Annotated in this window: 19 protein-coding genes; 9 read left to right on the forward strand and 10 right to left on the reverse strand. The window is 52.5% G+C overall.

Going from position 1 to position 22,802, the window contains the following annotated elements:
* Window positions 1-65: 65 nt before the first annotated feature.
* Window positions 66-518, reverse strand: coding sequence for a macrodomain Ter protein MatP (gene matP, locus OGV80_RS17330; RefSeq protein ID WP_043015789.1), 453 nt, complete (start codon window positions 516-518; stop codon window positions 66-68).
* 185 nt (window positions 519-703) lie between these two features.
* Here matP and OGV80_RS17335 point away from each other — a divergent pair, with 185 nt between their 5' ends.
* Both OGV80_RS17335 and fabA read left to right on the forward strand, forming a co-directional pair.
* Entirely contained in the window at window positions 704-2,464 is a 1,761-nt protein-coding gene (locus OGV80_RS17335) for an AAA family ATPase (protein WP_286515408.1), read from the forward strand.
* Between the two features lie 68 nt (window positions 2,465-2,532).
* Window positions 2,533-3,051, forward strand: coding sequence for a bifunctional 3-hydroxydecanoyl-ACP dehydratase/trans-2-decenoyl-ACP isomerase (fabA, locus tag OGV80_RS17340; protein ID WP_003035875.1), 519 nt, complete (start codon window positions 2,533-2,535; stop codon window positions 3,049-3,051).
* Between the two features lie 117 nt (window positions 3,052-3,168).
* On the opposite strand, the gene rmf is transcribed toward fabA, so the two are convergent.
* The 6 genes from rmf to rlmKL form a co-directional block, all read right to left on the reverse strand.
* Complete coding sequence (rmf, locus tag OGV80_RS17345; RefSeq protein ID WP_003035871.1) at window positions 3,169-3,336, reverse strand: ribosome modulation factor; 168 nt, start codon at window positions 3,334-3,336, stop codon at window positions 3,169-3,171.
* Between the two features lie 257 nt (window positions 3,337-3,593).
* Window positions 3,594-4,157 carry a membrane integrity-associated transporter subunit PqiC gene (gene pqiC, locus OGV80_RS17350; protein ID WP_003035868.1) on the reverse strand — a complete coding sequence of 188 codons (564 nt, stop codon included), beginning with the start codon at window positions 4,155-4,157 and terminating at the stop codon, window positions 3,594-3,596.
* On the reverse strand, window positions 4,154-5,794 hold the full coding sequence (gene pqiB, locus OGV80_RS17355; RefSeq protein WP_087052634.1) for an intermembrane transport protein PqiB: 1,641 nt from the start codon (window positions 5,792-5,794) through the stop codon (window positions 4,154-4,156). The genes pqiC and pqiB overlap by 4 nt, the downstream gene beginning before the upstream one ends.
* Before the next feature lie 4 nt (window positions 5,795-5,798).
* A complete protein-coding gene (pqiA, locus tag OGV80_RS17360) occupies window positions 5,799-7,052 on the reverse strand; it encodes a membrane integrity-associated transporter subunit PqiA (protein WP_043015785.1) in 1,254 nt (417 codons plus the stop codon).
* 15 nt (window positions 7,053-7,067) lie between these two features.
* Window positions 7,068-8,975 carry an ABC transporter ATP-binding protein gene (locus tag OGV80_RS17365; RefSeq protein WP_172862877.1) on the reverse strand — a complete coding sequence of 636 codons (1,908 nt, stop codon included), beginning with the start codon at window positions 8,973-8,975 and terminating at the stop codon, window positions 7,068-7,070.
* Window positions 8,976-8,987: 12 nt separating this feature from the next.
* The gene (gene rlmKL, locus OGV80_RS17370; RefSeq protein WP_286515411.1) at window positions 8,988-11,096 is read right to left on the reverse strand and encodes a bifunctional 23S rRNA (guanine(2069)-N(7))-methyltransferase RlmK/23S rRNA (guanine(2445)-N(2))-methyltransferase RlmL; all 2,109 of its coding nucleotides are present in this window, start codon (window positions 11,094-11,096) and stop codon (window positions 8,988-8,990) included.
* Between the two features lie 98 nt (window positions 11,097-11,194).
* On the opposite strand from rlmKL, the gene OGV80_RS17375 reads away from it, so the two are divergent.
* Window positions 11,195-12,301, forward strand: a complete 1,107-nt coding sequence (locus OGV80_RS17375) for a YcbX family protein (RefSeq protein ID WP_087052632.1) — start codon at window positions 11,195-11,197, stop codon at window positions 12,299-12,301.
* Here OGV80_RS17375 and zapC read toward each other — a convergent pair.
* Together zapC and pyrD are read right to left on the reverse strand one after the other, a co-directional pair.
* Window positions 12,298-12,840, reverse strand: coding sequence for a cell division protein ZapC (gene zapC, locus OGV80_RS17380; protein WP_016152473.1), 543 nt, complete (start codon window positions 12,838-12,840; stop codon window positions 12,298-12,300). The genes OGV80_RS17375 and zapC overlap by 4 nt on opposite strands.
* A gap of 165 nt (window positions 12,841-13,005) precedes the next feature.
* Entirely contained in the window at window positions 13,006-14,016 is a 1,011-nt protein-coding gene (gene pyrD, locus OGV80_RS17385; RefSeq protein ID WP_043015781.1) for a quinone-dependent dihydroorotate dehydrogenase, read from the reverse strand.
* Between the two features lie 243 nt (window positions 14,017-14,259).
* Here pyrD and ssuE point away from each other — a divergent pair, with 243 nt between their 5' ends.
* From ssuE to ssuB, 5 genes are read left to right on the forward strand one after another with little or no spacing between them, the layout of a single operon-like run.
* Window positions 14,260-14,835 carry an NADPH-dependent FMN reductase gene (gene ssuE / locus OGV80_RS17390; RefSeq protein ID WP_172862876.1) on the forward strand — a complete coding sequence of 192 codons (576 nt, stop codon included), beginning with the start codon at window positions 14,260-14,262 and terminating at the stop codon, window positions 14,833-14,835.
* A complete protein-coding gene (locus OGV80_RS17395) occupies window positions 14,828-15,802 on the forward strand; it encodes a sulfonate ABC transporter substrate-binding protein (protein ID WP_043015779.1) in 975 nt (324 codons plus the stop codon). Before ssuE ends, OGV80_RS17395 begins: the two co-directional genes overlap by 8 nt.
* On the forward strand, window positions 15,799-16,944 hold the full coding sequence (ssuD, locus tag OGV80_RS17400; RefSeq protein WP_220772070.1) for an FMNH2-dependent alkanesulfonate monooxygenase: 1,146 nt from the start codon (window positions 15,799-15,801) through the stop codon (window positions 16,942-16,944). The genes OGV80_RS17395 and ssuD overlap by 4 nt, the downstream gene beginning before the upstream one ends.
* Before the next feature lie 10 nt (window positions 16,945-16,954).
* Window positions 16,955-17,746 carry an aliphatic sulfonate ABC transporter permease SsuC gene (gene ssuC, locus OGV80_RS17405; protein ID WP_047412294.1) on the forward strand — a complete coding sequence of 264 codons (792 nt, stop codon included), beginning with the start codon at window positions 16,955-16,957 and terminating at the stop codon, window positions 17,744-17,746.
* Window positions 17,743-18,510 carry an aliphatic sulfonates ABC transporter ATP-binding protein gene (gene ssuB, locus OGV80_RS17410; RefSeq protein WP_043015776.1) on the forward strand — a complete coding sequence of 256 codons (768 nt, stop codon included), beginning with the start codon at window positions 17,743-17,745 and terminating at the stop codon, window positions 18,508-18,510. The genes ssuC and ssuB overlap by 4 nt, the downstream gene beginning before the upstream one ends.
* Window positions 18,511-18,606: 96 nt before the next feature.
* Here the strand turns inward: ssuB and pepN are convergent, their stop codons facing one another.
* The gene (gene pepN / locus OGV80_RS17415; protein ID WP_043015775.1) at window positions 18,607-21,219 is read right to left on the reverse strand and encodes an aminopeptidase N; all 2,613 of its coding nucleotides are present in this window, start codon (window positions 21,217-21,219) and stop codon (window positions 18,607-18,609) included.
* Window positions 21,220-21,484: 265 nt separating this feature from the next.
* Between pepN and pncB the strand changes: the two genes are divergently transcribed.
* Window positions 21,485-22,687 carry a nicotinate phosphoribosyltransferase gene (gene pncB / locus OGV80_RS17420; protein ID WP_043015774.1) on the forward strand — a complete coding sequence of 401 codons (1,203 nt, stop codon included), beginning with the start codon at window positions 21,485-21,487 and terminating at the stop codon, window positions 22,685-22,687.
* The last annotated feature ends 115 nt before the right edge of the window (window positions 22,688-22,802 follow it).

Genomic DNA, 22,802 nt, shown 5'->3' on the forward strand with positions numbered 1-22,802 from the left:
GGGGTTTTTTTTCACCTTTTATCAGTCAAAGCATCACTGTAAACAAACATATCGCCATTCTGTCGTTATTCTTTTCCCAGCAGCGCCTGTAAATCCTGCTTCAATGTCGACATTTTGTTCGCGTACTTCTCTTTATGCTCCGCATCTTCAATCAGTTGCACAATGGTTTCAGAAAGCGTTTTTCCACGCCGCTGCGCAAGTCCTGCTAAGCGCTGCCAGACCATAAATTCCAGATCGATTGATTTCTTTCGCGTATGCTGATGCTCAGCGTTAAAGTGCCGCTTACGCCGCGCTCGTATGGTTTGTTTCATACGATTTAGCAGCGCAGAGTTCATGTGTTCTTCAATCCAGGAGTTAACCCGAACCGGTTCATTTTCGAGGGTTAGCAACAAATCAACGGCTTCTTCGGCAGCGCTGGCCTCTACGTAACGGGTGATTAATTCCCCCTCACGATGCTTCTTCACCAGATACTTCCATTTCCAGCCGCTTTCAAGGTTTTCAAGTTGTTGATATTTCATTGCGATCTCAATGTTACCGTGTAACTCTTATCAGAATATCAGCTTTTTCGGCATCTGAAGAAAAGAATATCCAGCCTGTGAACTGTCGCGTGCCATCACATCCGTTTCACGGCGCTTTCCACGTGTGCAGTGATGATGGTTACGGTATAATCTCGTTTTTTACAACAGACTAAAAAACATCAACTTTGACCATTACGAAACTTGCATGGCGTGATCTGGTTCCTGATACCGATAGTTATCAGGAAGTATTTGCACAGCCGCACGTCACTGACGACACCGATACCTTACTTAGTGAGACTCAGCCACGTTTACAATTTGCGCTAGAGCAGCTTCTACAGCACTGGACGACGTCCTCGTTTATGCTGGTAAAAGCGCCGGAAGAGCTTGAGTATATCGACCTTATCGCAAAGGCTGCACGGCCTCTGCATTCAGATGCAGGAAGTCTCACCGGGGGGCATTATGATATCTCCGGTCACACTATCCGCTATCGTGCGGCTGAGAGAGCAGAAGACAATTTTGCCACGTTAACTCAGGTAGTCAGCGCTGACTGGGTTGAAGCCGAACAACTGTTTGGCTGTCTGCGCCAGTTCAACGGCGAAGTTACCCTGCAGCCAGGTCTTGTGCACCAGGCCAACGGTGGTGTGCTGGTTATTTCATTGCGCACCCTGCTGGCCCAACCATTGCTGTGGATGCGCCTGAAAGCCATTGTCAGCCACGAGCGTTTTGACTGGGTAGCTTTTGATGAGTCTCGCCCACTGCCCGTCTCCGTTCCATCTATGCCCCTTAAACTGAAAGTGGTATTAGTCGGTGAGCGTGAATCACTGGCAGATTTCCAGGACATGGAACCTGAGCTGGCTGAGCAGGCTATTTATAGCGAGTTTGAAGATAATCTGCAGATTGTGGATGCCGAAACCATGACGCAGTGGTGTCAGTGGGTAACGCATACCGCTACGCGCAATAATTTACCCTACCCAGCCCCTGATGCCTGGCAAGTGCTAATCCGTGAAGCTGTTCGCTATACCGGTGAACAGGATACATTGCCGCTTAATCCGCTGTGGATAACCCGGCAGTTCAAAGAAGTAGCACCGTTATGCGAGAGCGAAACCTGCAATGCTGAGCAGTTCAGCCTGATGCTGGCCCAGCGCGAATGGCGAGAAGGTTTCCTCGCCGAACGTATGCAGGATGAGATCTTGCAGGAACAGATCCTGATCGAGACGGAAGGCAAGCGTATCGGCCAAATCAACGCCCTGTCGGTGATTGAATTTCCTGGCCACCCACGCGCATTTGGAGAACCTTCACGCATCAGTTGTGTGGTTCACATTGGCGATGGCGAATTTACGGATATTGAGCGCAAAGCCGAGCTCGGCGGAAATATTCACGCGAAGGGGATGATGATTATGCAGGCGTTCCTGATGTCGGAACTCCAGCTTGAGCAGCAAATCCCCTTCTCCGCCTCGCTGACCTTTGAGCAATCCTACAGCGAAGTAGACGGCGACAGTGCGTCCATGGCCGAACTGTGCGCATTAATTAGCGCCCTCGCCGACGTTCCTGTAAATCAAAGCATCGCCATTACCGGTTCTGTCGATCAGTTTGGTCGGGCGCAACCTGTTGGCGGTCTGAACGAGAAAATTGAAGGTTTCTTCACCATCTGCCAACAGCGTGAGCTAACAGGCACGCAGGGCGTTATCATTCCTTCAGCGAACGTCAGACACCTGAGCCTGCAGCCCGCACTGCTACAGGCCATAGAAGAAGAAAAATTCACTATCTGGGCGGTGGACGACGTAACCGATGCGCTGCCGCTGTTATTAAATCTGGTGTGGGATGGCGAAGGCCAGACAACGCTGATGCAAACTATCCAGGAGCGTATTGCGACAGCAACGCAACAGGAAGGTCGTCACCGTTTTCCCTGGCCGCTACGTTGGCTGAACTGGATTATTCCGAACTGATCGGACTTGTTCAGCGTACACGTGTTAGCTATCCTGCGTGCTTCAATAAAATAAGGCTTACAGAGAACATGGTAGATAAACGCGAATCCTATACAAAAGAAGACCTTCTTGCCTCTGGTCGCGGTGAGCTGTTTGGCGCAAAAGGGCCACAACTGCCTGCACCAAGCATGCTGATGATGGACCGTGTCATCAAAATGACCGAAACCGGCGGCAACTTTGACAAAGGTTATGTTGAAGCTGAACTGGATATCAACCCGGACCTGTGGTTCTTCGGATGCCACTTTATCGGCGATCCTGTGATGCCAGGCTGCCTGGGTCTGGATGCCATGTGGCAGCTGGTTGGATTCTATCTCGGCTGGCTGGGCGGCGAAGGTAAAGGCCGCGCGCTGGGCGTAGGCGAAGTTAAATTCACCGGCCAGGTTCTGCCGACCGCGAAGAAAGTCACTTACCGCATTCACTTCAAACGCATCGTCAACCGTCGACTGATCATGGGCCTGGCTGATGGTGAAGTGCTGGTTGATGGTCGTCTGATCTACACCGCTAACGATCTGAAAGTGGGTCTGTTCCAGGACACTTCCGCGTTCTAATTTGCAGACTGGCTATAGGCCTGACAAGACGCCTGGCGTCGGCCTAAGATACTAATCAGGTCTGTAAAAGGCGAAACCTCCGCTCTGCGGAGGTTTCTTTTATCTAAAGAGACAGAATCAGGCCATTAAAACCCTATCCCCCATGGCTTCTCGCCAGCCTCCCAGCCAGTATGACCTCTGATTCAGCGTCTGATAGGGACACATTTCTTTTGAGCGTCCGGCAATGCCGGCCTGATATCCACGTTGATGTGCCCGTTCCAGGCGATCTCGTTTTTGTCTCTTCATGCCTCGTTTCCCTCATCTTTGGGTCTGGTGGAAAAGAAAACAGTGATTACTAAGTGTGCAATCACACTAAAACGAATACCCCTAAACATCAGGCTCGTCAATGCGCAAAATTCACGCCAGTGTCATATTTGTGAGCTACCCGCAAAATCATTTGTACAAAAATAATCAGTCAGAACAGCTATCTCCACGGCTAAAAAAATAAAAAAAACCGCCCCTGGCAATGAACCAGAGGCGGCATAATTTACAATTATTTAAGCTTAAGGGATGCGTTTCAGCTCTTGAGCAATAGCCGTCGCTTCCTGACTCCAGGCGTTGGCAAGAACCTTCACCATCTCATCGTAGCCGTCTTTAGTCTGCACAGCTTCGATGTGGAATGGACGTTTGATTAACTGTCCCTGGTGATTCAGTAGCCATTCACCGCTGACGATAACCTTACCATCGTACCGACCGTGGAACCCGGTTACGGTGACGTTCAGCGTGTCCTGAGTGCTTCCCAGCGGCTGCGAAGCGACAACCCAACCAGGCAGTTGCATACTGAGGTTCGCCACCAGCGTATTACGCAGTTGCTGATCTAATGGACTGGCCCAGAGATTATTATTTGCTATCACATATTGCACATCGCTGGTCTGGTAAACCACCCCATTACCCGCCAGATAGTCCGGGACAGCAATCTGCTCAACCCACAGCAGACGATTACCCTGGTTGGCAGAGCTTTGTACGCCCCCTTGCGCGATAGGAAGCTGGTAATAGCTTTTATTTTCTCCGCTGGAGCTGCATGACGTCAGCCAGACCGCCATCATCACCACTAGCCACTTTTTCATTGTTTCGCCCTCTTCGGCTCTGGATCTTTTTTGTCCTTCGCTTCAAATACCAGCGCGTTGCTCTTATCGTTCAGCGTTTTCAGTACCGGCTGCAGTTCACGCAGCACCTGATCCAGACGCTGCATATCCGCTACCATCTTGTTGTAGGCGGCGGACCCCGGCTGGAAGCCCTGCATGCTACGATTCAGTTCACGCAGCGTGTTCTGCATATCCGCTGGCAGATCCTGCATCGACTGGCTGGACGTGATCTTATTCATGTTGTCCAGTGTGGTCTGCAGATGCTTCATCGTGCGCTGACTTTCGGACAACGTATTGGTCGCCTGCTCAATCATCGGATTCAACGGCAGATTGTTAATCTTATCCAGCGCTTCCATCAGACGTTGCTGGATCTGCGCCAGACCGCCGCTCACGGTCGGAATGATTTGATAGCCATTAAATTCGCGCACGCCGGTAATTGGCGGTTCTTTCGGGTAGAAGTCGAGATCAACATACAGCGCGCCGGTCACCAGGTTCCCGGTTTTCAGCGATGCCCGTAATCCGCGTTTAAGCAGTTGCTCCAGATGAGCGCCAACATCAGTGTCCTCTCCCAGTTGCGCCTTCAGACGTTCTGGTTCAATACGAACCAGCACCGGAATACGGTAATCATTGTTGAATACCTGGCGCATATTCGGTGAGAAGAAAGGTACTTTACTTACCGTACCCAAACGGATGCCTCTGAATTCCAGCGGCGCGCCAGGCTGCAGGCCACGAATCGAATCTTTAAAGAACATCAGGTAATCAATATGATCGGTATACAGGGAGTCCTGAATACTTTTTTGATCGTCATAAAGATTAAACGCGGACTGTTGCGCGACCGGTTCGCCCTGCTCTAAGCCTTCCGGCACATCAAAACTTACGCCACCGCCAAACAGCGTGGAGAGCGATCCCATTTCCACACGCATACCTGCCGAAGTAAGATCCACGGCGATCCCGCTGTCTTTCCAGAAACGTACATTGCTGGTCACCAGACGGTCGTTAGGCGCATTGATGAAAAGCTGGTAGCTGATCGTACGCTTTTGCGCATCAAATGTGCTGGTTTCAACCGAACCCACACGATAGCCACGGAACAGGACGGGATCACCAGGGCTCAACTGACCGGCTTTTTTGCTGTCCAGAATCACACGGATCCCTTTCGCATCTGGCGGCGCAAGCGGCGGTGAATCCAGCAGTTGGTAATTTTCCAGCTTGCTTCCTTTATTGCCAGGCTGCAGTTCAATATAAGCCCCGGACAATAGCGTGCCGAGCCCACTGATACCTTCACGTCCAACCTGCGGCTTCACCACCCAAAAGACCGAATCTTTATGCAGCAGTTTTTCCATACCGGAGTTAAGACGCGCTTTAATCTCCACATGGGTCAAATCATCCGTCAGGATTGCGCTCTCGACGATACCGACATCAACGCTGCGGCTCTTAATCGTCGTTTTACCCCCTTCAATACCTTCGGCATTGGTGGTAATCAGCGTGACTTGTGGCCCCTGATGGCTGTAGTGATAAAACAGAACCCAAGCGCCAATAAGTGCAGTGACGATAGGAAATATCCACACGGGCGACCAGTTTTTTACCTTTTGCACTTTGGCTTCCCCACTTTTAGATTCCATGCTGTCAGGACTCCTCATGGCCTGGTTCTGGTTCACGATCCCACGACAGACGCGGATCAAATGTCATCGCAGAAAACATTGTCATAATGACGACTAAAGCAAACATCAAAGCACCCATCGCAGGATAAATATTCATTAACCCTCCCATGCGCACCAGCGCAGAGAGTACCGCAATCACAAAAACGTCAATCATTGACCAGCGACCGACAAATTCCACAACTTCATAAATCAGGTGCATACGTTCACTGTCGCGTTTGCCATGCCCTTTGGCGTCCCAGCATAGCCAGGCAATGGCGATCATTTTCAACGTCGGCACCATAATACTGGCGATAAAAATAACCGCAGCCACCGGATAAGAGCCTTCGCTCCAGATTAAAACCACGCCCTCGAGTATTGTTGACGGCAGCTTTGACCCGAGCAGATCGGTAATCATGATTGGCAGAATATTGGCCGGAAGATAAAGCATGATCGACGTAAACAGTAATGCCAATGTCCATTGCAGACTGTTTTTACGCCGCACATAACCTTTCGTCTGACAGCGCGGGCATACCCGTTCGTCAGCGGGAAGAATAGCAGTGCAGCAGGAGCAGGAACGCAGCCCCTGTCGAATGCCGGGTACGCCAGGTTTCAAGACCTGCTTAATCACCGGCATTGGCGCAATATCATCCCACAGCCAGCGGCGGTCAACGCACTGGAATGCGCGCAGTTGCAGAACGCAAAAGAAGCACCACGGAATAAAACTGCTGCCCACGCCAATATCGCCGTAGGCCATCAGCTTAACGAAGCTGACCAGCACGCCAGCGAGGAAGATTTCCGCCATCCCCCAGCTTTTTAACTGAAACAGAACGCGCGCAAGACCCGCTTTAAGTCTGCCGGGCATCTGCACCCGATTCACCAGCAGCAGAATAGTCAGCAGACAAAACGCGGGAACCAATTGCACAAATAATAAAAAGAAGGTGCCCAGACTGGCGTAGTCTTCCGAAAAGAGAACGCTTGGGATCTCCAGCAACGTGACTTCGCTGCTCACCCCTGCGACATTCATATTCACAAAGGGAAAGAGGTTTGATAAAAGCAGCATGAACAATGCTGCTAACACATAGGCGGTAGGACGCTGCCGTGGCGCGTCCCACTCAACCGTTAATGTAGTGCCACATCGTGGACATGCCGCTTTCTGACCATGCTCAAGGCGAGGTAACGCCACCAGCATGTCACACTGCGAGCACAGAATATGCTTCGCGGCATGGTGATGTTCGCACATATGTGCTCCTTTAAATTATGCGCCACTCTTCAAAGACTCAAGATACTCCCAGCGCTCAAAGGCTTGCTCAAGTTCTTGTTCTGCTTCGTTCAGGTTAGCTAATACCTGTTGCGTTTGCTCGTGCGGCTGACTGAAAAAAGCGGCGTCAGCGACCTGAGCTTGTAATGCTTCCAGTTTAGCTTCCAGTTCTTCAAGCAGCGCGGGGAGCTGCTCCAGTTCGCGCTGCAGTTTATAGCTTAGTTTGCTCGTGCCACGTTTGACAATTTCTGCTTTAGGAGCAACAGCTTCCTCTGTTTTTTTAGCGATCGGTTGTTTAAACGCCACATACTGAGATTGCTGGCTACGCGCGTCATGGTAACCGCCGACATAACGACCAATTTTGCCGCCGCCTTCGAAGATCCAGCATTCAGTAACGGTATTATCCACAAACTGACGGTCGTGGCTCACCAACAGCACGGTGCCCTGGTAGCTATCAATCAGCTCTTCAAGCAGTTCCAGCGTTTCGACGTCCAGATCGTTTGTTGGTTCATCGAGAATCAAAAGATTACTGGGTTTCAGAAAAAGACGCGCCAGCAGCAGGCGATTTCGTTCCCCACCAGAGAGCGCACGCACTGGTGTCATCGCGCGTTTCGGATGGAACAGGAAGTCCTGCAGGTAACCCAGCACGTGGCGAGGTTTGCCGTTAACCAGCACCTCTTGCTTACCTTCAGCCAGGTTGTCCATCACGGTTTTGTCCGGATCCAGCTCGGCGCGGTGCTGATCGAAATAAGCGACTTCCAGCTTGGTTCCGACATGAATGCGTCCGCTGTCAGCCTGAAGCTGACCTAGCATCAGCTTCAGCAGCGTCGTTTTGCCGCAGCCGTTAGGTCCGATTAGCGCAATCTTGTCGCTACGCTGCACCTGCGCGGAGAAATCTTTCACCAGTTGCTTTCCGTCAACCTGGTAATCAACATTTTCCATTTCGAAGACAATCTTGCCAGAACGGCTCGCCTCTTCGACCTGCATCTTCGCCGTGCCCATCACTTCGCGACGTTCGCCACGCTCGCGACGCATGGCTTTCAGCGCACGCACTCGGCCTTCGTTACGGGTACGACGCGCCTTGATGCCCTGACGGATCCAGACTTCCTCCTGCGCCAGCTTGCGATCAAATTCCGCGTTTTGGAGATCTTCTACCCGCAGCGCTTCCTCTTTATCCAGCAGATATTGATCGTAATTCCCCGGATAGGTCACCAGCTTGCCACGGTCGAGATCGACAATGCGTGTCGCCATATTGCGAATAAATGAACGGTCGTGGGAAATAAAAATAATCGTCCCATTGAACGTTTTCAGGAACCCTTCCAGCCAGTCGATGGTTTCAATATCCAGGTGGTTCGTGGGTTCATCCAGCAGCAATACGCGCGGGTTGCTCACTAACGCGCGGCCCAGCGCCGCCTTACGCAGCCAGCCGCCCGAAAGCGAAGAAAGCGCGGCGTTAGGATCCAGGCCCAGTTGCGCCAGCACTTCATTAATGCGACTTTCGAGCTGCCACAGATTGTGGTGATCGAGCATTTCCTGAACCCGCGCCATCTCATTCAGGTTTCTGTCACTCGGGTCGGTCATCACCAGACGCGAAATATCGTGATAACGCTTCAGATACTCGGCCTGTTCCTCAATACCTTCGGCAACGAAGTCATAGACGCTGCCCTCGACATTACGCGGCGGATCCTGTTGCAGACGCGCTACAACCAGGTCCTGCTCATAAATAATACGTCCGTCGTCAAGACCCTGTTCACGGTTCAGGATCTTCATCAACGTCGACTTGCCTGCGCCATTACGGCCTACCAGACAGACGCGTTCGTTATCTTCGATATGCAGTTCTGCATTATCAAGAAGCGGGGCATCGCTGAACGACAGCCATGCACCATGCATACTGATCAATGACATCTATTTATCCTTTCAGGCTGCGGTAATCAGCCAGCAATTGTGGATCTGTCGGTTACGGGCAAAGTCCTGGGAAAGCGTTTTTTGGGTAATTTCTTGTGCTTTCAATCCCAGTTCAGTCAGACCGTCGAGATCCATACGGAACCCACGTTTGTTGTTAGAGAACATTATCGTGCCGTCTTTACGCAGCAGACGTTTCAGATCTTTCATCAGCGCCAGATGGTCGCGCTGCACATCAAACGAGTCTTCCATACGTTTTGAGTTAGAGAACGTCGGCGGGTCAATGAAAATCAGATCAAACTGTTCATTGGCATCGCGCAGCCAGCCCAGGCAATCGGCCTGAATTAAACGGTGAGCGCGACCGCTCAGGCCATTCAGACGCAGGTTGCGTTCCGCCCATTCCAGGTAGGTACGCGACATATCAACCGTCGTGGTGCTACGCGCACCACCCAGTCCGGCATGTACGCTGGCGCTGCCGGTGTAGGAGAACAGATTAAGGAAATCCTTACCTTTACTCATCTGTCCCAGCATGCGGCGCGCAATACGGTGATCGAGGAATAAGCCCGTATCAAGATAGTCTGTCAGGTTAACCCACAGGCGCGCGTTGTACTCGCTTACCTCAATGAATTCACCCTTCTCATTCATCTTCTGATACTGATTTTTCCCTTTCTGGCGTTCACGGGTTTTCAGCACCAGTTTATTTGGCGCGATTTCCAGTACCGACAGCGTTGCGGCAATGATGTCGAACAGGCGTTGACGCGCTTTTTGCGCATCAACCGTCTTCGGTGGGGCATATTCCTGAACCACGACCCACTCACCGTAACGGTCCACTGCAACGTTGTATTCCGGCAGGTCAGCGTCATACAGGCGATAGCATTCAATCCCTTCCTGACGCGCCCATTTTTCCAGCTTCTTAATATTCTTGCGCAGGCGGTTGGCATAATCTTCCGCTACCGTGGCAGGCTTGCTGTCCGCGGTGGTCTCTGCAACGTGATAGTTCTTCTGGACACAATCCAGCGGGCCGTTTTTCGCTTTGAACTGCTTGTCGGCACGTAATTGCAAACTGCTGAGCAGATCCGGAGAAGCGCTGAACAGCGACAAATTCCAGCCGCCAAACTGGTTTTTCATCGTACGGCCCAGCAGGCTGTGCAGGGCAATCAGCGCCGGTTCGCTATCCAGACGTTCGCCGTATGGCGGGTTACTGATAACCGTCCCGTACGGTCCTTTTGGCAGCGGATTACTCAATTTGGCGACATCTTTCACGTCAAACGTCATCAGATCGGCAATCCCGGCGCGGCGAGCGTTACTACGCGCTTTTTCAATCACGCGCGCATCACTGTCAGAGCCGTAGAAATGCGAGGTATAGTCAGCCAGTCCCTTACGCGCACGCACCTGCGCTTCGGCTTTAACTTCTTGCCAGACGGCTTCGTCGTGCTGCGCCCAACCGCTGAAGCCCCAGTACCCACGGTGCAGGCCCGGCGCGCGATCGGTTGCCCACATCGCCGCTTCAATCAGCAGCGTGCCGGAGCCGCACATCGGGTCGAGTAACGGTGTGCCAGGCTGCCAGCCAGAACGCATAACAATAGCGGCGGCCAGCGTCTCTTTAATCGGCGCCTGACCCGCGCGATCGCGATAACCGCGCTGATGCAAACCATCACCACTCAAATCGAGCGCAATGCTGGCGGTATCTTTGTTCAACCAGACGTTGATGCGCAGATCCGGAGATTCACGATCCACATTCGGACGCGGCAGATTTTTACGGGTAAAGGCATCGACAATCGCATCCTTGACCTTCAGCGCGCCGTACTGGCTGTTACGAATGGTTTCGTTCAGGCCGCTAAAATGAACGGCAAAGGTAGCACCGGGATTAAATATCTCTGTCCAGTCGATTGCCTGAACGCCGAGGTACAGATCAAGATCGCTGTAGACCTTGCACTCTCCCATCGGCAGGATAATGCGCGAGGCCAGGCGGCTCCACATCAGGCTCTGGTAAACAAGCCGCGTGTCGCCCTTAAAATGGACCCCACCCTGAACGACCTGACACTCCAGCGCGCCGAGGTTTTCAAGTTCAGTTTTTAACAGCTCTTCCAGCCCACGGGCCGTACTGGCAAACAGAGAATTCATAATGTCACTTTTACTCCTGGAAAATTGCTGCGCATTATAGCTAATATGGGCTGTATGTCATAAAGTTGAAGGCTTATTTTCGTTCAAGGGGCTGTGCAGTGGTAACGTTGACCCGACTTTTTATTCATCCGGTTAAATCAATGCGTGGAATTGGACTCACGCACGCCCTGGCAGACGTTAGCGGTCTTGCCTTTGATCGTATATTTATGATTACCGAGACTGACGGGACGTTCATTACCGCCCGACAGTTCCCACAAATGGTCCGCTTTACGCCTTCCCCTTTCCACGATGGGTTGCATCTTACGGCCCCAGACGGCAGCAGCGCGCTCGTGCGATTTGCCGACTTCGCGACCCAGGATGCGCCGACAGAAGTATGGGGAAACCATTTTACCGCGCGTATTGCGCCTGCGGCTATCAACCAGTGGCTTAGCGGCTTTTTCTCCCGTGACGTACAACTACGCTGGGTCGGTCAGCAACTGACGCGCCGGGTGAAGCGTCACGCGGATATTCCTTTGTCCTTCGCCGATGGCTATCCCTACCTGCTGGCCAACGAAGCATCTCTGCGCGATCTGCAACAGCGATGTCCGGCAAGCGTCAAAATGGAACAGTTTCGCCCCAATCTGGTAGTTTCGGGGGCTGACGCCTGGGAAGAAGATACCTGGAAAGTGATTCGCATTGGCGAGGTCATTTTTGATGTGGCAAAACCCTGTAGCCGCTGCATTTTCACGACAGTTAGCCCAGAAAAAGGCCTGAAACATCCGTCCGGTGAGCCGCTCGCCACGCTGCAAACCTTCCGAACTGCGGTGGATAACGGCGACGTTGATTTCGGCCAGAATCTTATCGCGCGCAACAGTGGTGTTATTCGCGTAGGCGATGAAGTAGAAATTTTGGCTACTGGTCCTGCGAGAGCGTATGGCGCGGCTGAATCAGACGATACTGTACAGCAACAACAGCCTGATGCCACCGTGCTTATTGACTGGCAGGGACAGACTTTTCGCGGAAATAATCAGCAGGTATTGCTTGAACAGCTTGAAAACCAGGGTATCCGGGTTCCCTATTCATGCCGGGCTGGAATTTGCGGATGCTGTCGAATTCGACTGCTGGAAGGCGAAGTTAGTCCACTGAAAAAATCAGCGATTGGTGATGACGGGACGATTCTGTGCTGCAGTTGCGTTCCCAAAACGACAATCAGGCTGGAGAGTTAAACCGCCTGTTCAAGGCTGAAACTGTCGGCAATAACCTGCGGTTTCAGTCTGTCATTCATTATTTTAATCGCGTCGCCAAGTTGCATTGTACGCCCAGCAATAACCACACCAGGTTGTGCAAGCAGACAAAGCGCGGCGTTTTCCCCCGGCTCAACCACTAACAGGTTTACCTGTTCATCGGTATCGCTTAAATCAACACAGGCAGCGTCACCCACGACCGGCGACCAGTTAATACCGTGTGCGACAAAGTGCCAGCTTTTTGGCATTTGCGGTTTAAGGTAACGAATCGCCACCAGCGCATTAAGCACCAGTTCCGCTTTTTGCTCTTTGGCTAAATCAAGGTAGCGACATTTTTCTTCAAAGGAAAAATAAAGCGCGGCGTCATCGACACAAAAACCCGACGGAGAAAATGCATCAGGAGTGAGCATTTTACGAGCAAAACGCGAACGGAATAACATGCCATTGGCTAAATCGAGCATCATACGATCGTGCTCTTCATCATAATACCAGCGCCAGTTATCGTCGGGTTTAATTCGCATCAGTTTCTCTCCTTTCCTTAATCATCGCCGTTACGACAGTATCCTTTTGCCGCTTCGTTTATTGCCCTAATAATAAAAGCTCAGAATGTTTAAATAAGCAACAGTAAAGGAATATAAAACAACCAGGGCCAGAAATAAAGCCCTGGATTGTGATTAAGGTAGCATTCAGATATTGGCGACGATTTCTTTAATCAACGGCGGGCCTTTAAAAATAAAGCCTGAATAAATCTGAACGAGGGTTGCACCGGCAGCTATTTTCTCACGCGCGGCAATCACCGAGTCGATACCGCCAACACCAATAATCGGCAGTTGACCTTTTAATTCCTGAGACAGCTGGCGAATAATTTCTGTACTTTTTAATTGCAATGGTCGACCGCTCAGGCCCCCCATTTGATCGCAATTTTTCATTCCCTGAACGAGAGAACGATCGAGAGTAGTGTTAGTTGCAATTACGCCATCAATATTATGACGAACTAAACTGTCAGCAACCTGGATCAGTTCTTCCAGAGAAAGATCCGGCGCGATCTTTACCGCCACCGGAACATATTTATGGTGGATCGCTTGCAGATCATTTTGCTTATTTTTAATTGCCGTCAGGAGATCGTCCAGCGCCTCGCCGTATTGCAGTGTACGTAATCCCGGCGTATTTGGTGAAGAGATATTAATCGCGATATAACCGGCGTAAGCATAGACTTTTTCCATACAAATCAGATAGTCATCTTTGCCATTCTCTACCGGAGTATCTTTATTCTTACCAATATTAATCCCCAGAATACCGTCAAAATGCGATTTTTTAACGTTCTCAACCAGGTTATCAACCCCCAGGTTATTAAACCCCATGCGGTTGATCAAACCTTCCGCATCGACCAGACGGAACAGACGCGGTTTATCGTTACCCGGCTGAGGCCGCGGCGTCACGGTACCAATCTCAATGGAGCCAAATCCCATCGCGCCGAGTGCGTCAATGCACTCCCCGTCTTTATCCAGTCCGGCAGCAAGCCCGAGTGGATTTTTAAACGTCAGCCCCATACAGGTAACCGGTTTTGCGGGTACTTTCTGGCGGACAAGCGCTTCGAGCGGCGTGCCGGTAATGCGACGTAATTGCTGGAATGTCAATTCATGGGCGCGCTCTGGATCGAGCTGAAAAAGGGCTTTACGAACGAAGGGGTAGTACATGAACTCTCCTGGATTCCCGGTGTGCAAACCGGGGGCGTATTATGTGCGATCGCGAGCAAAAAGGGAATTGACCTGCGGCAATAAATAGCAATCGTTTTCCTCGCCCCTGCCTTTTTATTCAATTTCCAACTTTTCTATCCCGTATAAATCATTTCGATAAACAAAGCCTCTCTGCCAGACTGCATAAATTGTTATCAATGTTAATTAAAAGCAAACAATTGGTTATAAGGGGAGAATGAAATTATGCGCGTCATCACTCTGGCGGGGAGCCCTCGCTTTCCTTCTCGCTCCAGTGCGTTACTGGAATATGCCCGAGAAAAACTAAACGATCAGGATGTCGAAATCTTTCACTGGAATCTGCACAACTTTACCCCGGAAGACCTGATCTATGCCCGTTTCGACAGTCCGGCGCTGAAGACATTTATCGAACAACTGCAGGATGCTGACGGGCTGATTGTCGCAACCCCGGTCTATAAAGCCGCTTACTCTGGCGCACTGAAAACGCTGCTCGATTTGCTCCCCGAGCGGGCGCTGGAAGGAAAAGTGGTTTTGCCGCTGGCGACAGGCGGCAGCGTAGCGCATTTACTGGCCGTCGATTACGCCCTGAAACCGGTCCTGAGCGCGTTAAAAGCTCAGGAGATCCTGCACGGCGTGTTTGCCGATGATTCGCAGGTCATCGATTATCAACATAAACCGCAGTTTACGCCCAACCTGCAGCAGCGTCTGGACAGTGCGATCGACACCTTCTGGCTGGCGTTGCATCGTCGCGATATCCAACTCCCTCAACTGAACACCCTGCGAGGTGCCGCCCATGCTTGATCTTCTCAAGCGTCACACGTCCTGGCTGGCGCTGACCGGGCTGTTGTCACTGTCAACTCTGGGGCATGCCGCAGAATCGGCCCCCGATGCCCTGCGCATTGGTTATCAAAAAGGAAGCGTCAGTATGGTGCTGGCTAAAAGCCATCAGCTACTGGAGAAACGCTACCCGCAGACCAAAATCTCGTGGGTTGAATTCCCGGCTGGGCCGCAAATGCTGGAAGCACTCAATATCGGCAGTATCGATCTCGGCAGTACCGGTGACATTCCGCCGATTTTCGCCCAGGCCGCCGGAGCCGATCTGGTTTACGTGGGCGTTGAACCGCCTAAACCAAAAGCCGAAGTAATTCTGGTGCCGAAAAATAGCCCGATCCAGAGCGTCGAGCAGCTTAAAGGACATAAAGTCGCCTTTCAGAAAGGTTCCAGCGCCCACAATTTACTGCTCCGTGCGCTGCAACAAGCCGGGTTGAAATTTACCGATATTCAGCCGACTTATCTGACTCCTGCAGATGCGCGAGCGGCCTTCCAGCAAGGAAACGTGGATGCGTGGGCTATCTGGGATCCCTACTATTCCGCCGCATTACTGCAAGGCGATGTACGCGTGCTAAAAGACGGTTCAGACCTCAAACAGACCGGTTCGTTTTATCTCGCAGCACGTCCTTATGCCGAGAAAAATGGTGCTTTTGTACTTGGCGTGCTGGATACCTTTAGCCAGGCCGATGCGTTAACCCTCAGCCAGCGCCAACAAAGCATTTCCCTGCTGGCTAAAACCATGGGCCTGCCCGAGCCGGTCATTGCGTCTTATCTGGATCACCGCCCGCCAACCACCATCACGCCCGTCAGCGCTTCTGTTGCCGCTCTGCAACAACAAACCGCCGATCTGTTTTATGACAACCGGTTGCTGCCGAAAAAAATCGATATTCGCCAGCGTATCTGGCAACCCACTCAACAGGCAGGAGAAAAATTATGAGTCTGAACATGTTCTGGTTTTTACCCACCCACGGTGACGGCCATTATCTGGGGACAGAAGAAGGTTCGCGCCCGGTCGATCACGGATATCTGCAACAAATTGCGCAAACGGCCGATCGCCTGGGATTTACCGGTGTTCTCATCCCAACCGGTCGCTCCTGCGAAGATGCCTGGCTGGTCGCCGCCTCGATGATCCCGGTCACCCAGCGATTAAAGTTCCTGGTCGCGTTGCGTCCAAGCGTAACCTCGCCGACGGTCGCCGCGCGTCAGGCTGCTACGCTCGACAGACTTTCAAACGGCCGGGCGTTATTTAACCTGGTGACCGGTAGCGATCCACAGGAACTGGCTGGTGACGGTGTGTTCCTCGATCACACCGAGCGCTATGAAGCCTCTGCTGAATTTACTCAGGTCTGGCGGCGACTGCTGCAAGGTGAAACGGTGGATTTCAACGGCAAACATATTCATGTTCGCGGCGCGAAGCTGTTTTTCCCTCCCGTACAACAACCCCGGCCACCGCTTTATTTCGGCGGCTCGTCTGATGTCGCACTAGACCTTGCTGCCGAGCAGGTTGATCTCTATCTGACCTGGGGCGAGCCCCCTGAGCAGGTGAAAGCGAAGATTGAACAGGTGCGAACCAAAGCGGCGGCGCTTGGGCGCAAGATCCGCTTTGGTATTCGTCTGCATGTGATCGTACGGGAGACAACGCAAGAGGCATGGCAGGCAGCGGATCGTCTGATAGCCCATCTGGATGACGACACCATTGCCAAAGCCCAGGCCGCCTTCTCAAGAACGGATTCAGTTGGTCAGCAACGAATGGCGGCACTGCACAACGGTAAACGCGACAAACTGGAAATTAGTCCGAATCTGTGGGCAGGTGTTGGACTGGTTCGCGGTGGCGCGGGTACCGCGCTGGTCGGAGATGGTCCGACGGTCGCGGCGCGTATCAACGAGTATGCCGCACTGGGAATCGACAGCTTTGTGTTGTCCGGGTATCCGCATCTGGAAGAGGCATACAAGGTTGGCGAGCTGCTGTTCCCTCACCTGGATGTCGCTATACCAGAACTTCCGCAGCCACAACGCCTGCAACAACAAGGCGAAGCGGTGGCAAACGAATTTATCCCGCGCAAAGTCGCGCAAAGCTAAGGAGCTGCGAATGACAACGCCGAAAAACAGGTGGTTATTGCGCCTCGCGCCCTGGTTTTTACCGGTAGGTATGGTGGCGCTCTGGCAGCTCGCATCATCAATGGGCTGGCTGTCCACCCGCATCCTGCCCTCACCGGAGGGCGTTGTCGAAGCCTTCTGGACGCTTTCCGCCAGCGGCGAGCTTTGGCAGCATCTGGCAATCAGCTCATGGCGCGCGCTGATCGGATTCTCCATCGGTGGATCGATTGGCCTGACGCTGGGACTGATCAGCGGTCTTTCGCGTTGGGGAGAACGTCTGCTGGATACTTCGGTGCAGATGCTACGTAACGTACCGCATCTGGCGCTGATCCCGCTGGTAATTTTGTGGTTCGGTATTGATGAATCCGCCAAGATCTTTCTCGTCGCCCTGGGCACGCTGTTCCCGATTTACATTAACACCTGGCATGGGATCCGTAATATCGATCGTGGGCTGGTAGAAATGGCACGCAGCTATGGGTTGTCCGGCTTTTCACTGTTCCTTCATGTGATCCTCCCAGGAGCCCTGCCCTCAATTATGGTCGGCGTACGTTTTGCTCTCGGACTGATGTGGCTGACGCTTATCGTCGCAGAAACCATTTCAGCCAATGCCGGTATCGGTTACCTGGCGATGAACGCCCGCGAATTTCTGCAAACCGATGTGGTCGTGGTGGCCATTATTCTCTACGCCCTGCTCGGCAAATTGGCCGACGTCAGCGCCCAATTGCTGGAGCGAATCTGGCTGCGCTGGAACCCGGCTTACCATGTGAAGGAGGCTACCGTATGAATACCGCTCGCTTGAACCAGGGCACGCCGCTGTTGCTGAGCGCCGTGACGAAACAATACGCCGCCAATACGGTGCTCAATCAGTTAAATTTGCACATTCCGGCCGGACAATTCGTTGCCGTGGTTGGCCGCAGCGGCGGTGGTAAAAGCACGTTGCTGCGTCTGCTGGCTGGACTGGAGTCCCCCTCCTCAGGCGCATTACTTGCCGGAACCACCCCACTGGCGGATATTCAGGATGATACGCGAATGATGTTTCAGGATGCGCGCCTGCTGCCATGGAAGACGGTTATCGATAATGTGGGCCTGGGTCTGAAAGGTCAGTGGCGCGATGCGGCCCGAGATGCGCTGGCCGCAGTTGGGTTGGAGAGTCGTGCTCGCGAATGGCCGGCTGCGCTGTCCGGTGGACAAAAACAGCGTGTGGCCCTGGCGCGGGCATTAATTCATCGCCCCGGTTTGCTGCTGCTGGACGAACCCCTCGGCGCTCTGGATGCCCTAACCCGCCTTGAAATGCAGGATCTGATTGTTTCTTTATGGCAAGAGCACGGCTTTACCGTTCTGTTGGTCACTCATGACGTCAGCGAAGCGGTGGCAATGGCCGATCGCGTATTGCTGATTGAGGATGGAAAAATCGGGCTGGATCTGACGGTGGATATTCAGCGCCCCCGCCGTTTGGGATCGGTGCGGTTAGCCGAGCTGGAAGCGGAAGTGTTGAACCGGGTCATGAAACGCGGCGAGACGGAACAACCGATCCGTCGACATGGATAAACACTCAGAAAACAAGGCCCGGTAGCGCTTACCGGGCCTTTTGCCGGATGGCGGCGTTACCGCCTTATCCGGCCTACTAAACTACAGGTCAACGTTTCAGGCTAACGCTTTGTCAATCTTCTCATACAGATCGCCGGAGAGATTCTCCAGACCTTTCAGTTGTTCCAGCGCCGCACGCATCTTCGCCTGACGTTTTGCATCATAACGTTTTAAGCGAATCAGCGGCTCAATCAGACGTGATGCCACCTGAGGGTTACGGCTATTGAGTTCAGTCAGCATGTCGACCAGGAACTGATAGCCGCTACCATCTTCCGCATGGAATGCCGCCGGGTTGCTACCCGCAAAGGCACCGATCAGAGAACGGATTCGGTTCGGGTTACTCATACTGAAAGAGCGATGCTTCAGCAGGCCACGAACCGTTTCCAGCACGTTTCTCGCCGGGCTTGTGGATTGCAGGATAAACCATTTGTCCATCACCAGGCCGTCATGGTGCCACTTATCGTCATACTCCTGCATTAGCGCGTCGCGACAAGGCAGTTGTGCCGCCACTGCCGCCGACAGCGCCGCCAGCGCATCGGTCATGTTGTTGGCTTCGCGGTACTGCTTGCTTACCAGCGTGTCAGCCAGATGGGTTTCGCCAAAGGCCAGGAAACGCAGGCAGGCGTTACGCAGCGTACGCTTGCCAATATCGGCATGCTCAACGCGGTACTCATCAAGATGATTAGCGTTATAGATGGCGAGGAATTCATCCGCCAGCTCGGCTGCCAGCGTGCGGGTTAACGCTTCGCGTACTTCGGTTATCGCCACCGGATCGATGATGTCGAACAGTTCTGCAATTTCATTTACTGAAGGCAGCGTCAGGATCTCTGCCGCCAGCGCCGGATCGATTTTCTCATCCAGCAGAATTGCGCGGAATGCATCGGCCACGTGTACCGGCAGCGACAGCGGCTGGCCCTGCTGATGCCGGGCAACGTTAAGCTTAATATAGGTCGCCAGCAGGCTTTGCGCCGCGTCCCAACGAGAGAAATCGTTACGCGCATGACGCATCAGGAAGGTCAGTTGCTGATCGCTCCATTTGTATTCCAGTTTGACCGGCGCGGAGAATTCGCACAGCAGCGCCGGAACCGGCTGAAAGTAGACGTTATCAAAGACAAACGTCTGCTCTGCCTGAGTGACGTTGAGTACGGAATTCACCGGATGCCCGCCTTTTTGTAGCGGGATCACTTTCCCTTCGTTGTCATACAACTCAAGGGCGAAAGGAATATGCAGCGGCTGTTTTTCGGCCTGATCCGGCGTGGCCGGCGTGCGCTGGCTGATAGTCAGCGTGTACTGCTCAGTTGACGGATTGTAGTCATCACGCACGGTCAGAATCGGCGTACCGGACTGACTGTACCAGCGGCGGAAATGCGAGAGATCGACGTTGGACGCATCTTCCATCGCCTGCACGAAATCATCACAGGTGGCAGCACTGCCGTCGTGACGCTCAAAGTACAGTTGCATCCCTTTCTGGAAATTAGCCTCACCCAGCAGGGTGTGGATCATACGAATCACTTCAGCGCCCTTTTCGTACACGGTCAGGGTATAGAAGTTGTTCATTTCGATGACCATATCCGGACGGATAGGATGCGCCATTGGGCTGGCATCCTCGGCAAACTGCAGGCCACGCATGGTACGCACATTGCTGATCCGGTTTACCGCACGTGAGCCGAGATCGGAACTGAACTCCTGATCGCGGAACACGGTTAACCCTTCTTTCAGGCTCAACTGGAACCAGTCGCGACAGGTCACGCGGTTGCCGGTCCAGTTGTGGAAATACTCATGACCGATGACGCGCTCAATATCGAGGTAGTCTTTGTCGGTGGCGGTATCGGTACGTGCCAGCACATATTTGGAGTTAAAGATGTTCAGACCTTTATTCTCCATCGCGCCCATGTTGAAGAAATCCACGGCGACAATCATATAGATATCGAGGTCATACTCGAGGCCAAAGCGCTCTTCATCCCATTTCATGGAGTTTTTCAGCGAGGTCATCGCCCACGGCGCGCGGTCAAGGTTGCCGCGATCGACGTACAGTTCCAGCGCTACTTCACGCCCGGAACGGGTAGTAAAGGTGTCGCGAAGAACGTCGAAATCGCCGGCTACCAGCGCAAACAGATAGCACGGTTTCGGGAACGGATCCTGCCACTGTACCCAGTGACGACCATTTTCCAGTTCCCCCTGCGCCACGCGGTTACCGTTGGAGAGCAGGAACGGATATTGGGTTTTATCGGCGATAATTTTGGTGGTAAAACGCGCCAGGACATCAGGCCTGTCGAGATACCAGGTAATATGACGGAAACCTTCCGCTTCACACTGGGTGCACAGCGCGTCGCCGGACTTGTACAGTCCTTCCAGCGCGGTATTGGCCGCTGGGCTAATTTCATTCACGATACGCAGCGTAAAACGTTCCGGCAGTTGACTGATGACCAGAGCGCCCTCTTCTTCTTTATACTCTGTCCAAGGCTCGTCGTTCACGTGGATCGACACCAGAGTCAGATCTTCGCCATTCAGGCGCAGAGGCGCATCAGGCGCGCCATGACGGACAGCCTGGCTCACTGCGGTGACCACGGTTTTTTCAGCATCCAGGTCAAAGGTCAAGTCAATATCAGTAATCTGGTAATCCGGCGCACGATAGTCGTGACGGTATTTGGCTTGTGGCTGTTGTGTCATAAAAAACCTTTAGCATCTTTGGTAGAGTCTCGGCTTCAGTCTATTCCTGTTGCGTAAATCGCGCTACGCAGAATGTTCATCTTTTCAGGCACAAACACCCTTTTTGCTACATTTTTATAACACGCGGCACGAAATGCCATCGACCAGAAAGACAGCTTATGGTGTGATCGGGGTTCAATAAATCGCTAAACAGGGTATACTCCAGCGGTTTTCTTAGTTGTTTATTGTACTAAACGCTCCCGTGAGAGGATGCTACTGCGCACCTATGACACAATTCGCTTCTCCTGTTCTGCACTCGCTGCTGGATACAGACGCTTATAAGTTGCATATGCAGCAAGCCGTTTTTCACCACTACTATGATGTACAAGTAGCGGCTGAATTTCGTTGCCGTGGCGATGACCTGCTCGGTATTTATGCCGATTCTATTCGTGAGCAGGTGAATGCTATGCAACACCTGCGACTGCAGGAGGACGAGTACCAGTGGCTCTCCGGCCTGCCTTTCTTTAAAGCTGATTACCTCACCTGGTTACGTGATTTCCGCTATAACCCGGAACAGGTTTGCGTCACTAATGATAACGGTAAGCTAAACATCCGCTTAACCGGTCCGTGGCGTGAAGTGATCATGTGGGAAGTCCCGCTGTTGGCGGTGATTAGTGAGCTGGTACACCGTTACCGTTCACCTGAATCAGGCGTCCCGCAGGCACTCGATGAGCTGGAAAGCAAACTAGTAGAATTCTCTGCTTTAACGAAAGATGTCGATATGTCTCGCTTCCATCTGATGGATTTCGGTACGCGCCGTCGTTTTTCGCGTGAAGTGCAGCAAGCTATCGTTAAACGCCTGCAGCAAGAGTCCTGGTTTGTCGGCACCAGTAACTACGATCTGGCCCGCCGCCTGTCATTAACCCCAATGGGTACGCAGGCGCATGAGTGGTTCCAGGCTCATCAGCAAATCAGCCCTGAGCTTGCCACCAGCCAGCGCGTTGCGCTGGCCGCATGGTTAAATGAATATCCTGACCAACTCGGCATTGCATTGACCGACTGCATCACCATGGACGCGTTTTTACGCGACTTTGGCGTTGAGTTCGCTACCCGCTATCAGGGTTTACGCCATGACTCTGGCGACCCGGTGGAATGGGGTGAAAAAGCCATCGCCCATTATGAAAAACTGGGTATTGATCCGCTGAGCAAAACGCTGGTGTTTTCAGATAATCTCGATCTGAAAAAAGCGATTGAGCTATACCGCCACTTCTCTTCTCGCGTGCAGTTGAGTTTTGGCATTGGGACACGACTAACCTGCGATATTCCCCAGGTTAAGCCGCTCAATATCGTTATCAAACTGGTGGAGTGTAACGGCAAACCAGTAGCGAAGTTATCTGACAGCCCGGGTAAAACCATCTGCCATGATAAAGCGTTTGTTCGCGCACTGCGCAAAGCCTTCGATCTCCCGCATATCAAAAAAGCCAGTTAAGCCTTCCAGGGAGCCATTTTGGCTCCCTTATTCGCGTTTATTTCCGAAATCTTTCACTCCAGCTACGAATTCTGCTTGTCTGATTGCAGATGCCAGGTAACATAGGTATCCCCCC

Origin of the sequence: Citrobacter sp. Ce119 (genome assembly GCF_030334525.1) — a bacterium.
In the GTDB taxonomy this organism is placed as follows: Bacteria; Pseudomonadota; Gammaproteobacteria; order Enterobacterales; family Enterobacteriaceae; genus Citrobacter; species Citrobacter europaeus.